The organism is Paenibacillus planticolens (assembly GCF_013141725.1).
GTDB lineage: Bacteria > Bacillota > Bacilli > Paenibacillales > NBRC-103111 > Paenibacillus_E > Paenibacillus_E planticolens.
Genome location: NZ_WHNZ01000007.1, coordinates 336056 through 350741 on the forward strand (window position 1 = coordinate 336056; position 14686 = coordinate 350741).

At 43.9% G+C, this 14686-nt stretch carries 12 protein-coding genes and 1 pseudogene; 3 read left to right on the plus strand and 10 right to left on the minus strand.

From position 1 onward, the window contains the following. Positions 1-36: 36 nt before the first annotated feature. Both GC097_RS02055 and GC097_RS02060 read right to left on the minus strand, forming a co-directional pair. Positions 37-1251, minus strand: coding sequence for a hypothetical protein (locus tag GC097_RS02055; RefSeq protein ID WP_171681674.1), 1215 nt, complete (start codon positions 1249-1251; stop codon positions 37-39). 57 nt (positions 1252-1308) lie between these two features. After that, positions 1309-1845, minus strand: coding sequence for a GNAT family N-acetyltransferase (locus tag GC097_RS02060; RefSeq protein WP_171681675.1), 537 nt, complete (start codon positions 1843-1845; stop codon positions 1309-1311). Between the two features lie 229 nt (positions 1846-2074). Here GC097_RS02060 and GC097_RS02065 point away from each other — a divergent pair, with 229 nt between their 5' ends. Together GC097_RS02065 and GC097_RS02070 are read left to right on the plus strand one after the other, a co-directional pair. Further along, on the plus strand, positions 2075-3169 hold the full coding sequence (locus GC097_RS02065) for a lactonase family protein (RefSeq protein WP_171681676.1): 1095 nt from the start codon (positions 2075-2077) through the stop codon (positions 3167-3169). A 248-nt stretch (positions 3170-3417) separates the two neighbouring features. After that, positions 3418-3750: pseudogene (locus GC097_RS02070) on the plus strand (DJ-1/PfpI family protein); the annotation flags it as partial. Here the strand turns inward: GC097_RS02070 and GC097_RS35170 are convergent. The 5 genes from GC097_RS35170 to GC097_RS02095 form a co-directional block, all read right to left on the minus strand. After that, positions 3715-3912 carry an Imm7 family immunity protein gene (locus GC097_RS35170; RefSeq protein WP_171681677.1) on the minus strand — a complete coding sequence of 66 codons (198 nt, stop codon included), beginning with the start codon at positions 3910-3912 and terminating at the stop codon, positions 3715-3717. The pseudogene GC097_RS02070 and the gene GC097_RS35170 sit on opposite strands and share 36 nt — an antisense overlap. A gap of 31 nt (positions 3913-3943) precedes the next feature. After that, positions 3944-4390, minus strand: coding sequence for a GNAT family N-acetyltransferase (locus GC097_RS02080; RefSeq protein WP_171681678.1), 447 nt, complete (start codon positions 4388-4390; stop codon positions 3944-3946). Between the two features lie 308 nt (positions 4391-4698). Beyond that, a complete protein-coding gene (gene argC / locus GC097_RS02085; RefSeq protein WP_171681679.1) occupies positions 4699-5643 on the minus strand; it encodes an N-acetyl-gamma-glutamyl-phosphate reductase in 945 nt (314 codons plus the stop codon). Positions 5644-5771: 128 nt separating this feature from the next. Beyond that, positions 5772-6545 (minus strand): MeeY/MeeF family manganese export membrane protein, encoded by a 774-nt coding sequence (locus tag GC097_RS02090; protein WP_171681680.1) that lies wholly within the window; start codon positions 6543-6545, stop codon positions 5772-5774. Positions 6546-6797: 252 nt separating this feature from the next. Beyond that, positions 6798-7652 carry an SDR family NAD(P)-dependent oxidoreductase gene (locus GC097_RS02095; RefSeq protein WP_171681681.1) on the minus strand — a complete coding sequence of 285 codons (855 nt, stop codon included), beginning with the start codon at positions 7650-7652 and terminating at the stop codon, positions 6798-6800. A gap of 86 nt (positions 7653-7738) precedes the next feature. Here GC097_RS02095 and GC097_RS02100 point away from each other — a divergent pair, with 86 nt between their 5' ends. Then, entirely contained in the window at positions 7739-8131 is a 393-nt protein-coding gene (locus GC097_RS02100) for a MerR family transcriptional regulator (RefSeq protein WP_171681682.1), read from the plus strand. Positions 8132-8547: 416 nt separating this feature from the next. Here the strand turns inward: GC097_RS02100 and GC097_RS02105 are convergent, their stop codons facing one another. From GC097_RS02105 to GC097_RS02115, 3 genes are all read right to left on the minus strand, one after another. Further along, positions 8548-12333 carry a glycosyl hydrolase family 28 protein gene (locus GC097_RS02105; protein WP_171681683.1) on the minus strand — a complete coding sequence of 1262 codons (3786 nt, stop codon included), beginning with the start codon at positions 12331-12333 and terminating at the stop codon, positions 8548-8550. A 340-nt stretch (positions 12334-12673) separates the two neighbouring features. Continuing rightward, a complete protein-coding gene (locus tag GC097_RS02110) occupies positions 12674-14038 on the minus strand; it encodes a hypothetical protein (RefSeq protein ID WP_171681684.1) in 1365 nt (454 codons plus the stop codon). Positions 14039-14042: 4 nt separating this feature from the next. After that, positions 14043-14597, minus strand: a complete 555-nt coding sequence (locus GC097_RS02115; RefSeq protein WP_171681685.1) for a sigma-70 family RNA polymerase sigma factor — start codon at positions 14595-14597, stop codon at positions 14043-14045. Between the last annotated feature and the right edge of the window lie 89 nt (positions 14598-14686).

Consider the following 14686-nt stretch of genomic DNA (forward strand, 5'->3'; position numbering starts at 1 on the left):
GCACTGTTTTTGCACAATTTTTAAAATTTCCATATCTTATTGCGGTATCGGATTTTCCGGCAACCATACAATACCGCTGTAAGTTGAAATATGATACCAGCTAACGCCTTGTGGGGAGATCCATTTCTCAAAAGACTGGGCATCTTGAAAAGTAAAGGTACCGGCAACATGACAAACTTCCCCCGTTAATGGAAAATAATAAGTTGTTGTTTCTGGTGTCAATTTTACCAGTTCTTTTGTTTCTGTAATTCCGTGAGGACGTTCGAGTGGCGCCCGATCTAGATTGACGACTTTCCATCCGTACGGCGTTTGGATACGTGCCCACCCGTTATTGATTTTGTCGGCAACATAGTCACCGGGCTGCAACCAATTTTGCAAAGTGGGTCCTGATTCTCCATCAATGTCAAAATAACGTGTTGCAGTCCGCAATTTGATTTTCTCGTTGGAAAGGTCGAATTGTGTCAATGGTCCGTCCACTGAAGGATAGTATAATAAATTTGCTAAAGCCCATTTGAACGTTCCATCATCCAATTGAACCTTGTACCATTGGGTACTTCCAACCCCCGCATAGATAATGGTGCGTGAAACCAATTGACTTAAACCTGCGTTCGCTTGAACACCTTTTCCTGAGCCAACGAATGGGTAATCATAAAGTAGTTCGTTTCCTTTAAATTTAATGATCATGTCACTAGGCTGCTCTATTACGTCTTCAGGAATAAACGGGTTTTCAATCCACTTCTCTCCGAATTCATCTGTAGATATACGGTACCATATGGGTGCCTCAAGCATCGCCCTACCCGTATGTGCCCCCTTATATAAATTTTGATACTTCGCAGTTACATGGACTTTTTGCGGCTTGAGCACTTGTGGCGACTCATTCATGAAAACACCGACATTGGGATGGTCATACATGTTCATTTCATTAACAATTGTAATGTCTCTTTCCGTTTCCCAGTATCCGCCTGCAGTGATTTTGTTGTCATCCTCAATCCATTTCTCGCCCATCCACGTTTTCACACGAATGTATTCTTTACCGTTCTCCTTTGCTAAACAATCTCCTTCCTGATAGCTGCATGCAACTCTTAACATTTGAATACCCGAAACTGAGCCTGCCACCGAATTCGGATTCTTATAGTCATCTAGCAATTTTGTCTCCGAAAGGACGACTAGCTGGCTATTTGCCATTAAATCGATGGTTGCAAACGCTTGATGACTAAACGAAAAACTCAACCCGCTAATTAAGATTAACATTATGTACTTAATGTTTTTTTTCATTTTGGCTCCCTTCCACTTGTTTATCATGGATAATTACACCAGTTGCTTATTGAAACATTGACTGTATTCAAAAAAGTCTAACCGCTCCACTTGATACAAATCATAAATCTGTTCCGCTTTATTGATTGATTTATACATTTCATGGTGTATATCATTTGCTAACTTGGCATACGGCAGTTTTTCTACCGCCTTCTTCGAGCGGATATTTTGTTTGCGGATTTTCAAAAAAACCGTTTCGATCTGATGTTCAAGAAATAGTTCAGTAAAAAAGGATTCCTTCGCTCGTTGGTTATACCCTTTTCCAAAATAAGGAGTTCCAATCCATGTGGCCAAGAAGCCTGTTTTATTCGCAATATCATATAAATCAATGGTACCAATCGGATGTCCCATATCGTCAAGAATTGTTCTAGAAATACACGTCTCCAGTTCTTCTTCAACGATCAACTGTTTGGTTACGAATAAATATTCCTCATAAAATTTGCATTTATAACGAACGTATGGAAAAACTTCAGGATCCATCATTAAGCTAAATAATGTGTGGCATTCGTTCAAATCACGTTTTTTTAACATTATGTCTATTACCACCTAGTCCTTTTAGTTCGCGATATCAAACAACTATAAGTATATAAAAGGACTTGGTGGATTTTATTAATTCTACATGTTTTTTGTGTAAAAAGTCATGTACCCTTACAGAGTTACTGCGGGGCATTGTTCTAAGCTCAGATGAATACTATTAAACGAAAGCATAATCTAAGGCGGAGCAAAGAACTATTACTGCTCTAAGGAGGAAAGTCAATACATGCCGACATCAACTGGAACGAGTATGGTTTACATCATGTCCAATATGGAACAAATGAATGAAGTCATCGCTTTTTACCGGGACATGAATGGCATGCTTACCTTTATGGGGGCCTACCCAACATATGGAAGAGGTACGGGGACAAAAAAAGTTTCACCTGCAACAGCAAACGACGGCATTGATCCCCTACTGTCACAAGGATCACTATCTTTATCCCGTGATGGTCGGTTCTTATTTGCAGTCAATGCAGGCAGCAATAGTATCAGCAGTTTCATCATTACTGACAACGGAGGACTCGTTCTCGCCGATGTGAAGCCATCGGGAGGCGCTCAGCCAAATAGCGTAAATGTATTCAGCAATCTACTTTATGTTTCAAACGTGGGAAATGCCGCCAATCATTATGCATCCAATATCACTGGTTTTCGCGTAGCGGATAATGGACGACTTACGAATATTCCGGGTTCCACCCATTCTCTAAGTACGATCAATGCTCAGCCTGCGCAGGTTTTGTTCACTCCAGATGGCAGCAAAATCGTTGTATCTGAGTTTACTACAGACCGTCTCAGCGTATTCCATGTGAATACAAATGGTACTGTTGCAAGACCAATCATTAACCAATCTAATGGTACGAGACCGTTAGGCGCTTGTTTCCTATCCTCAGGAATCCTTTTAGTTACGGAAGTATCTTCCAGTGCGCTGTCATCCTATTCTATGAGTGACAACGGACTGCTTCATGTTATCAGTGGCTCTGTGCAGAACGGCCAGCAGACTGCATGCTGGGTTGCTATTACGAGTAATGAACGTTTTGCATATACCACCAATACCTTAAGTGGCACAATATCCACTTATCGGATAGATGACAGCGGAGCGCTAACGGTTCTCGGACACATTACAAGTACACCTGTTGGCACACCTGCTGGCATACCGATAGATGCTGGTGTGAGTAAAGACGGACGCAATTTTTATACCCTTAACGGCAATCAGGGCACAGTCTCCGTATTTCATATCAAGGATGATGGCAGTCTAATCAGATTGCAGGTTGCCGCATCGACCAACTTTCCGTATTTTGGTTCACAAGGTTTAGCTGTTCTTTGATTAATTCTTTGAATCGTCCGTTTGACAAATAAACCGTCCCCTTCAATGGTATGATATACCACTAAAGGGGTTATTTGCGTGTGGATTTATAGCCCTATCGAGTCATGCTAAAAAAAGAATACAGACTTAGGTCCAGTGACAGCTCCAACGTTTGGCGAGTCTCTCTACCGAACCATAGACAGGTGATATGTTCATCTTGTTTTGTTAAATTTTATAAGTAAGCAATCTTGTTGGAAGGAGCGAAGTAAGTGAAAACTGTATTTCGCATCATGATCTATCTCATCGTTTTTGTCGTCGTCGTAGGGGGGACAGGCGCGGTCGGGTACGTCAATACGATGAATGCCGGAATGTCGGTATACGATAAAGCGCCACCTGTACTAACGGATGTGCAGGTGCCGAAATATGACCTGAACAAACCTACCGTGGCTGTGCTGCTGGCGAACGAATCAACGGAAGTGTTCGATTTTCTCGTCCCGTACGAGATGTTTGCGATGACTGAAGCATACAACGTATACGGTGTTGCCCCCGATCGCGAAATTAAATCACTAACCGGCGGGCTCGATGTCGTCCCGCATTATAATGGTCCATGAGTTCAACCCGTTCCTTCTCCGTAAACTAGAGATTTTTTCACTATCCACCTCTTCTATATATTTCATGAATTTATTATAAGCCTCATCTTCCAGTAATTCATTTGTATCATGTGTGTGGTATCTTAAAACAATCCAACCATGAAACTCATACATATTACCTCTCCTTATTCTTATTAAATATGCACTAATCGAACTTTTTAATAAAGTTCTTTTGATCCTTTGTAAAAATATAGCCACGTCGCTCGTAGAACTGGTGAGCCTGCAACCGAGTTGGATGGGATAACAATTTAATCCCGGAATATCCATTATTCATTGCCCATTGTTCAAGACTCTCTATCAACAAGCTGCCTAAGCCTTGATTTCTATACTCTTTCTTAACCACAAAGCCTAAGACGTTTACTAAAGAGTCGGAAAAAAGTAATTCATATGGACTTCCGTGAATATATCCAATTACCTCGTTATGTTGTTCATAAACATAGATGATATCTTTTGTTTTCTTTGTAATGATTTCAATCTTCTCTTTTACTTTTTCTTCAGAAAATAAGGATAAATTCGGATTAAAATCTTGGTTTAACAAATAGATATCAAGATAATCAGTTACCCTAATTTCCCTAATGTTCTTTTCTCTCATTTTTGAACGCCTCAATTCTTTAAATCTGAATGAACATCTCTTAATTGTTGGTCAGCTATCATCCGAGAATTATGTGTTTTTATATCCTCTCGTTCCCAGTCAATTTGCCTACGTTCGATTCTAGTCAATTTTTTTGATATGGTTTCCAGCCTGAACACCACATAAATCGGAAATAATAGAAATAAGATTAAAACCGGCCAATTAATCAATACCATCAAGCCCCTTTTTCCTTAATTTGCGTGACTTTTAATACGGAATGGATCCGCCAAGCAAGAAAGAAAACATATGAACATTATGACATTATTCGCTTACTCTAGCCCTGTTCCTTCATCAAAGCCAAGCATAATGTTCATATTTTGAATGGCTGCCCCCGAGGCGCCTTTTCCCAGATTATCAAATCTGGAAACAAGTAATATTCCATCCTTATTGCCAAAAACAAATATATCCAAATAATTGGTATTATTGCACTGCATAAGATTAAAGTAACCGTCTTCCAGATAAGCCTCAGAGTCGTAAGGGATAACTCGTACAAAACGTTCATCTTTATAATACGAAGCAAGCAGTTCTTGAACATCGCTAGCTGTTACATTCTTATTAAACATTTTAGGAAACAGAGGAATTGAAACCGCATCTCCCTGATAATAGTTCCCGACTATTGGCGTGAACAGCGGTGCTGAGTTTAACCCCGAATATAGCTGCATTTCTGAAAGATGCTTGTGGTTAAGGTTAAGTGCATATTGTCTTGGTGCGAAAAGCTGATCTCTAGTTGAGCTCTCATATTCAGATATAAGTTTCCTGCCTCCACCACTATATCCTGTAAGCGAATAACAAGTCGCAGGATAATCGCTCGGTATAATTCCTTCAGCGACCAAAGGGTGCATAGCTAAAATAAACCCTGTCGCGTGACATCCTGGGACAGATACTCTGGATGAATTTTGGATATTATTTCTTTGATTTTTATGTAATTCTGGCAATCCGTATGTCCACTCTTGGTTCGTCCTAAACGCCGTACTTGCGTCAATGATTTTGGTTTTTTTATTTGTTACCATAGATACGGAATCCCTTGAAGCGGAATCTGGAAGACAAAGGAATACAATATCCGCTTCATTGATTAGAGCCCTACGCGCTTCGTAGTCTTTTCGCTTTTCCGACTCAATTTTGATTACTTCAATATTAGAAATCTTAGATAAGTATTCATGAATTTTTAAACCTGTTGTACCTTCTTGACCATCCACAAATATTTTATATGTCATTTTCCCACTCCTTACCACTTAAGTTTATGTATAATTATAAATATTATTGTATATATATTCAATCCATTTATGATGTTTTCCTTCCAATTAGAAAAAAGACGCCCACAAGGAGCGCCTTACTTCTTCCATTAGCTATGACCTGCTTGGGGTTGTTTGTTAGCCGGTGCAAACCAGCCAATAAGTGCAATAGCAACCAAGACACCGTAGAAGATAAGCGTCCAACCTGTGCTATGCGGGAAATCATGATTTAAGATACCAATATCCCTATGCGCAAGGGTAATTACGGCAAGCTTCACCCCGACCCAAGCCACGATTGCATAAGCCGTTGTCTCCAAAGCGGGTCGTTGCCCCAGTAACTTTACAAACCATGTAGCCGCATATTTGATTAAAACTAGCCCGGCTATGCCACCAAGAACGACTACGATAAATTGTCCTCCGTCCATTCCACCAAATTCGCCAAGCGGCGAATCTGGCAGTCCAAGCGCAAGAGCTACTGCCGCAAGAATGGAATCAATCGCAAATGCAAGATCTGCAAATGCAATCTTTCCTACCGTTGGCCAGAAGCCTTTCCCGGTGGATTCTTTTGCCACCTCGCCATGAAGAGCTTCCTTTCCTTTGTTTATGCGTGCTTGTATGATGTGTTTTAATCCGAGATATAAAAGATAGGCCGCCCCAATCGCCTGTACTTGCCAGACATTGGCAATAAAAGAGATCGCAAAAAGAGCAACAAACCGGAAAACGAAAGCCATAATAATTCCATAGTTAATGGCTCTCTTCTTTTGATCCTCCGGTAAATGTTTGGCAATTACCGCCAAAACCAGCGCATTATCGGCCGATAACAAACCCTCCAATCCAATAAGAATTAATAAAGTCCATGCGTACTCCAGCCAAAGTGACTCCAATTTCTACTTCCCCTCTCTTTAATGAATGATTTCTGCAAAGTCCGTATTCAACGCAAGTTCAGGCAAGTTGGGGATTTTTATACCATCCCCATTTTTCCAATTTTTAAAGCATTCACTACAAAATTATCGTCACTTGTGATACGGTTCACCGCGGCTATGGTTTCGCGTCATTTGTGATAAGGTTCTCCTTATGAGTCTAACGATGAAATGTCAAAGGGCACCCTGATGGGTGCCCTTAATCTGATGCATACTTTATTCCATGTAGACAGTTGATTTCGTCAGCTCTTCATACTTTAAATCCGATTCCGCCAGCCGCTTTGCACCTTCCTGCGCAATCCGCCACGCACTTGTCCCCATTAATAAATGCAGCGGTGGTTCGGCCATCTCCGTTAGCTCATATATGGCTTCCGCTATTTTGGCAGGGTCGCTTACAATACCTATTCGCTTCTCGGGAGTGGAGGCCGTCATGTTCTGCAAGTGTGCCACAACTGGACCAATGACCGGAAGGTATGGATCGCTTATCTCAGGGATATTCATGGACGAACCTGCCCAATCCGTAGCAATACCGCCGGGCTCAACTGTCGTGACTTTGATACCAAAGGAAGCAACTTCTTTCGCCAATACCTCCGTAAAACCGTTGACAGCAAATTTGGAACTTTGGTAAGCGCCAAGACCTGCACTCCCGAAACGTCCGCCAATCGAGGAGATATTAATCATTGAACCCCGCTTCTGCTCTCGCATAATCGGCAGAACAGCTTTCGTCATATACACCACTCCGAAGAAATTCGCGTTTACTTGTTTTTGAAAATCAAGGATGTCCATATCCTCAATAGAAGCGACGTTGGCATATCCCGCGTTATTGACGAGAACGTCGATTCTGCCAAAATTCCTTAAGCCCTCTTGGACGACTGCCTGGACTTCTTCAACGTCCGTAACATCCAGCTTGAGCGTGAAGACCCGATCTCCATGCTTACCTGACAATTCCTCTAACGAGGCAAGATTTCGTGCAGTTGCAATAACACAATCGCCCTGCTCCAAAGCTCTCGATACAATTTCGCGTCCTAATCCTCGAGAACTACCGGTAACTAACCAAACTTTGTTTCCCATAACATTCACCTCATATGGTTTATTGAGATGTAGTATAATCTATTCGAGTTACTCGAAGTCAACTTTAATTTAAAGGTGGTTCATCCATGTTTTATTCCGTCAAGGATGTCTCTGAAATGTTCCAAATCTCGCCTCATACGGTGCGCTACTATACAGATCAGGAGCTGATACCTGGCGTTACACGTGATCAGAATGGCCATAGGATATTTGATGACGCTGCACTCGGATGGCTGAGAACCATTATTGCGTTTCGTACCGCAGGAATGTCTATTGATATGATTCGCCATTACTTGGATTTGTATAACCAGGGCGAAGAGACATTCCCTGCAAGGTATCAATTATTAGTGCAGCAGCAGCAACTCACCAAGCAAAAGCTTGACGACCTCTCGCGACAGTTGGAAGTTATTAACATGAAAGTCCAATCTTACAACGGTTGGATTCATCTAGCCGGATTTACCCAGGACGATAAGAAGCAGTAAGTTCATATCACTTTTTCACCCCATATCCATATCCATTCCCTTTCTCTTATCCCGAATCGGTGGAAGGAGTCCTATGTCTCAGCACGCTTCGGACACAGCGGCCGTTATATTCGCGAAAAGCGTTGTGTCTCACTGCTGACAGACACTAGCGTCCTTATTTGCCAATTTTGGAGAGAAATCAGTCCCCAAGTGAGCAAGTAACAGCGCTGGTGTCCGTCACATATTCGAAGAGTTTCTTTTACATCGAATAAGAGCATCTCAGTCCGTTAGCCAATGTATCCGTATTTCACCTGCATCAACTGCCTGATATTTTTGGAAATCTCGTACCCGTAGGATTCCCGTCCGTTGATTTTCAAAAATGTACCAATGAGAAAAAACAGAGAGGCGTAACGCGCCCCTCCGTTTCAACTTTACTTCTAAAATTCAAGAATTTTCCGCGCAACAATCGCAAGGTCGGCAATGTCGATGACTCCGTCGTTATTGAGATCCGCCGATTTGTATTGATTCCAATCTGGATCAGCAGACGATTTGCCGTAGTATTTCGCAATGATCGCCAAGTCTCCGACACTGACTTTGTCGTCTCCGTTCATATCTCCGGGAATACCGGTAATTACAGAATCTTTGAATGTTTGCAGCGCAGCGCTCAAGTCGGCGGCTGCCTTCTGCACTTGCTGCGTCGTAGATGCTGTATGATCGGCCACTATTTGCGCGCTGTGTATCGCTGTTAACAGATCAGCCTTCGAGCCTGCCGGATATTGGCCAGAATGCGTTCCTTCTACTGCCCCATCATGTGCCTGCTGCGCTTCGGCTATAAGAGCAAGGAGCGCCGCTTTATCCACATACGCAATGGTTAACTCATGTGAGGTCCCTGCGACTACCGTTTCCTCTCCCTCGGCGTTGGCAATCACTACATTAGATAGTGTGATTGCGGATGCCGAAGTGCCGGTAAGCGGCTTGGCGTTCCAGCGAAGCCTCAGAAGATCCCCACCTGATAGCGCTCCTGAATTGCCCCCGATATTTACTGCAAGTATGCGGACCTTTCCCGGTGTTTCCTTTTTGTCTACGACCAGGAAGCCATCCTTGATGGATTCCGCAGAGACGAATTCCACTTTCGACGGATCATACGTGAACGTCAAATCCTGAGCCAGAATGCCGGCTTTGACATTAGCCAAACTATACGTAACATCGAATGGAGCCCCGGCTATGACGTTATCCGATCCACTTAATTCTGTACGTACACCATCACGATCCATTAAATACAATCTTACGTACGACACGGCGATACGATTCAGGTTAGCGTTCGTTGAGGCAGCGGAAGGCCCTTTCATAATAAACTTGGCATTCACCTCACCGCTTGTTACATCAACTGTACCGGCACTTATGACACGGAAGGTATTGGTCGAAACTGTATAATCGGTACCTTCGCTTAGCTGGGTATCTATTTCCCCGCCTAGTTTAGCATCATTGATATACAGCTCTACTTTGGCTCCATTTCCTGCAGGCAGTTTTTCCAAAATCTCTGCCCGGTATGTTCCGGAAACCGCTACATTGCCTACCAGATTAAACCAAACCGGATTTGCTGCCGGGTCCGATTTTGTAATGACGTCGATATATCTGACTGTTCCCAGTACCGGGACATTGGAGGTGCTGTTTCCGCCCCAAGTCGAGAAATCCGTCGTTGGTGTTGATCTTGTTACGGTATTGAACAACGTGTTTGATGTTGTGGACGTAGCTCTTATTTCGACATACACATTGAACTTGTAAGATATAATTACTCCAGGTCTGGAAACAGGTGATACTTCCAACGTATCCGTACTTGTAATTGTGCCAGTTGTTTTCTTTTTGCGATTTTTGTCAAGTACGGCAAAACTGAGCGCACTTTCATTCGCACTTACAACGTTATTGCCTAAGTTCTCAACCGTTAGTCCGGGACTAGCGGTTATTAACTTGTTCGCATCGTCAACGTCCGTAACAAAATTGGCAGATGAGCCTTTCTTCAGGCTGATGACGATGTCGTTTCCATTTTTAAATTTACGCACCTTGAATACCTTGACATCCATGTTATATTTGTCATTGGCAATCGCCACGACGGTAACCGTATGCAGACCAAGAGGCACTGGAACAGATGCAGTGAATTTAATCCTGCCATCTACAGCGGTTTCAAATTTTGTATCCGTAGCTTTGCTTGCCGTTTTGTCAACCGTTACATGAACATCTGCACCGTTAAGGAAATTTGCCTTTTCGGTGTCTATGTAACCGACTACTTCAACGGAGTCGCCGCTCGTATCCACATCATTTGTAATCCCTTCCTGCAGGACACTGCCGCCTGCTGTTACGTCGTTTACCTTTACATTTTCGAGATTGAATACCCTGCCGTTAATGACGACGTTGTCGAACACCAAATTTTTGACACGCCCAACGCTCATCACGTTCGCTATACTTTCAACACCGCTGGCGTTCAACGCCACACCAGTGAATACGCTATCTTTAATAAACATGTTTTCTACCGGTTGACGGTCCACTGTAATGATGTCGATTCCTTTTTTCGCCTCGATATTGTTATCTCCGACAGGAGGCATTGAAGTTGTGAAGTTTGTTATTCCAATATTTCTTATGACCGGCGTATAAGGTCCCGTATCGCTGGTATCCTCATACGTCATTTCTGCACGAATAATGGATTGTCTGGATTTATTGACGCTGCTGTTTCTCAAATAAATATTTTCAATGACTCCTCCGCGCAGTGCACTAGTTTTAAATCGTAGCGGATAATCGAGTTCATCGCTATCAAAGTAATTGCCTTCAATGAAAATGTTTCTGATGCCGCCTGACATTTCACTTCCCATCGTAACGCCGCCATGACCTTTCTTGAACACATTGTTTCTAACGATAATGTTTTCGCTCGGAATGTTGATGCGCCGGCCGTCGCCGTCTCTGCCCGACTTGATGGCAATACAATCGTCCCCTGTGTCAATGACGTTATTTTCAATGATTACATTCTTGCTGGACTCTGGATCGACACCGTCATTATTTGCAAGTTTGCTGTTGATTTTCAGTCCTCGGACCATGACGTTTTCGGATAAAGCCGGATGAACTTCCCACATTGGCGAGTTAATAATGGTCAAATTTTCAATTAGAACATTTTTACTTAAATAAGGCTCAATAAAGCACGGTCTAAGCGTGGAAATACTATCGTCCAATATGCGCTGCTCGGCCGGTATTCCCGCGTCGCCCCATCCAAAGAGTGTTGCTCTAAGCGTTGCTTGGTTAAGCCATCCGAAACTTCCGGTTTTCCATGGAATCCAATTGTAAGCGTCTGCCTGTCCATCTAATGTGCCTTTGCCAGTAATCCCGATGTTTTCCTGCCCGAATGCATAAATAAAGGGAGAAAAGTTCATGGCTTCTACGCCTTCAAAACGGGTCTTTACCAATGGATAAAACTCGTTCTTCTTGGTTCTGACAAATTTCACCGTTGCGCCTTCTTCAACGTGCAGATTAACATTACTAAGCAAATGAATGGCACCTGTATAATAAGGTTCTTTACGCGCGGGAACAACAACACGGCCGCCTCCGTTTGCATTCGCTTCAGCAATTGCTTGCTTGAAAACTTCCGTGTAGTCGGTTACGGTTTGGAATTGAGGGTTTGATTTGGAATTGGAGCCTGCAATGTAAAATTCCTCTTTAATTTCTCTCAGATAAGCAGCATACTTAACATCTGTTATCGCATAATCCACATTTTTAAATACAGGAATGTTTTCTTTTACAGCGTTCTCAATCTGTCTATAAAGCGGTCCGTCCCAATACCCATCTTTGCCCTCTTTCTTAACGGATACGATCTTGTATTCGCTAGTGTCGCTTACATCCTCAGCCGTTACTTTAAGAATATCGCCGGTGGCTAAGGCATCAGACGCTTGTTTGGCCGCACCTGCAGCGGTTTCGACAAGTTTACTTGGATTTGAGCCATCAGCTGCTCTTATCTGAGAAGTCAATTGATAGACCGTTGTTTCATCGGCAACTAATATTTCATGATCTCCCTGTGAAACGACCTCAATATTTGGCGCTGCGCTTGCTTTTACAACCGTTGCCTTGGAGTTGCTTGCCGCATATGTCGCCGAAAAATTGGAAGCGCTACCAAGAATCATCACGAATGAAAAGACCGCTGTAAACGAGATTCTAGAAACAAACCTGCTTTTTTTACTTTTCAATGTTCCATCGACTCCTTATCATTCTCGAATCTCATTATGCGTTAAGCTAATATTCCGTAAATAATGCCGCAGCACTCAGAAAATCTTCACCTCCTATGGTGGAATACACAACGAGATCTTTCTAAGCTCTTCCTAAAAAAGAATGTTTGATACAAATTGTATCTGCACTCTTCTGATTGTACTCACATCCTTTAGAATGCGTAATATAAAATCTTTTCAAATATGTTTGAGATTTTTATATATATATATCCGCAAAAAAGAATCTCACCTCCAAGAACGATGTCTTGGGACGAGATTCGTCGTAGCATTTTGACGCGGTTTTTCAAGGAGACGCACACATTTATCGCAAATCACTCAAAATCCAAGGTCCTTTAACGACAATTTGCGGTTCACCGATATAAAAGGTAATTTCTTTCTGTCCAGGCTTGACATCCAGCCATTCGGATTCCACTGCCCACGTCTTCTCGTTCAGTTTGGTGCTGTAGGACAGACCGACGCCATCCTTCGTGAAAAGCCGGTAATTTTGCAGCGTTCTCTGCAGGTTAGTATCAAAATGAGTATCCACTTCAAAGCGCACACTATCGGCATTTACGCGCTCCACTCGGGTGAAGTCTACGGGGAATCCGGCTAGTTGGCTTGTTACATGAATCTCTTTCGTACCTTCTTCGGGCACCGGCAGGGTAACTTTAACATGCCCCGCTCCAGGATCCACAATCCGAATTGCAGGAATGGCAAGCTGGTAATGGTTCGCTCCGTTCGGATTGTCAAACAGCAATTCGCGCGGCTTGACGAATCCGGTGTCCTTCTTTATCGGCACTGATTGACCTTCATCGTCCGTCAGTTGAAGCTGCAGTCCTTCTGCAATCGGCTCTTTGCCATAAGAATCAACCGTCTGACGTCCAGGCAATTGAGCGAGTAAATTTACTTTGCGGCTGCTTCCGTCCAGAGGGGTCACGATGGAGGTGATTCGAATGCCATTCTGGATGTCGCTCGAGCCGAAGCCGGCAAGATCGTCCGCTGTCTTCGCCTTCGTCAGATGCAGCTGACCGATGATCGTATTGTCAAATCTCAAAGTAGCGTCTTCAAGCCCTTCATATGGAATCTTGCCATCAAAATAATACCCGGCCTGCCAAGGACCGCTGCCTCCCCATGAAGCATTGCTCTGCTTAAATTCAAACTGCCCTTGCTCCGTCTCCAGAATGATACTCTTTACGGCCACTGCAGAAACTTTATTGCCGCTCAAAGAGATTTGTCCGCCTGACCCCTGAATGAGCACTCCCTCCAATGTGATCTCACCGTTCTCTCCAGTGAGCCCCACCGGCTTTGGTAGCACATAAGCCGTTTCTTCGGGAGCCTCGCTCTGCTGTACGAAGCCGAAACCCGGGATAAATTGCAAAGCTTTCTTCAATTCGGCTCTGACGCCTGGCGAGAAGGAGATGAAAGCTGTACTCAGGATAACAGCTGCGCAGGCGGCAGGCAGCCATTTCCGGCGGGAGGCCTTCTCGTAAGGAACTACTTTTTTTAAAGGCTCCAGTGATTCCTCGCCGATATCCAATCGGGCGAATGTCCGACTCTTGATTCGCTGCCATGCGGCTTCTTCCACTCTCTCCTCCGCGGACGGATCAATTTCCTCCATGCCTTGTAATTCCTTCGGATCCAGCCGGTCCATCCATGCGAAAATAGGTTTATCTTCATTTTGAGCCATCCGTTTACTCCAACCTCCCTTCGCCAAGTTTAGCCTTGAACATTTTGCGCAGCCTGTACAGTCGGTTTTCCACCGCTTTGCCGGTCAGGCTCAAGCCCCTCGAGATCTGTTCCACCGATTCGTAGTAAAAATAGCGCCGGTAAAAGATCGTTCGGTCCGGTTCCGGCAGATCATTTACCAAAGCGATCATTTCTGCGGAGGCTTCCTTCGTGATCACTTTGTCTTCAACGCTCGCCCCATCCGCCACTCGGTCCTCGAACGGCCCCGCTCCAGGCCGTCTCAACAGTTTCCGGCGGGCGTCGAGCGCGGAATATTTGGCGAGGATCAGGAGCCAGGTCCGAAAGGAGCCTTTTTCCTCATCATATTCGTCGATACGCCTCCAAGCCGCCAGGAAGACGTCGCTTACACATTCCTCCACATCTTCCGTCTGGCCCGCCCCCGCCAAAATTCGGTTGACGAGGCCATAAACCCCGTTGCCGTATCTGTCCATCAATCCTTCCAGTGCTGACGGTAGGCGGCGGCGCAAGGCATTCGCCAGGTGCTGATCGTCCTCGTTCATGACCTCTCCCTTCCAATCATGATATGCTTCCTAAGTATAACTACGTTGCCGGAATCTGAAACCCCTCAAAATCATACTGAACCGTTTAA

Bases quoted from the DNA above. Each gene is read 5' to 3' on its own strand.
- GC097_RS02055 (WP_171681674.1), bottom strand. From the start codon at position 1,251: ATGTTAATCTTAATTAGCGGGTTGAGTTTTTCGTTTAGTCATCAAGCG.
- GC097_RS02060 (WP_171681675.1), bottom strand. From the start codon at position 1,845: ATGTTAAAAAAACGTGATTTGAACGAATGCCACACATTATTTAGCTTA.
- GC097_RS02065 (WP_171681676.1), top strand. From the start codon at position 2,075: ATGCCGACATCAACTGGAACGAGTATGGTTTACATCATGTCCAATATG.
- GC097_RS35170 (WP_171681677.1), bottom strand. From the start codon at position 3,912: ATGTATGAGTTTCATGGTTGGATTGTTTTAAGATACCACACACATGAT.
- GC097_RS02080 (WP_171681678.1), bottom strand. From the start codon at position 4,390: ATGAGAGAAAAGAACATTAGGGAAATTAGGGTAACTGATTATCTTGAT.
- argC (WP_171681679.1), bottom strand. From the start codon at position 5,643: ATGACATATAAAATATTTGTGGATGGTCAAGAAGGTACAACAGGTTTA.
- GC097_RS02095 (WP_171681681.1), bottom strand. From the start codon at position 7,652: ATGGGAAACAAAGTTTGGTTAGTTACCGGTAGTTCTCGAGGATTAGGA.
- GC097_RS02100 (WP_171681682.1), top strand. From the start codon at position 7,739: ATGTTTTATTCCGTCAAGGATGTCTCTGAAATGTTCCAAATCTCGCCT.
- GC097_RS02110 (WP_171681684.1), bottom strand. From the start codon at position 14,038: ATGGCTCAAAATGAAGATAAACCTATTTTCGCATGGATGGACCGGCTG.
- GC097_RS02115 (WP_171681685.1), bottom strand. From the start codon at position 14,597: ATGAACGAGGACGATCAGCACCTGGCGAATGCCTTGCGCCGCCGCCTA.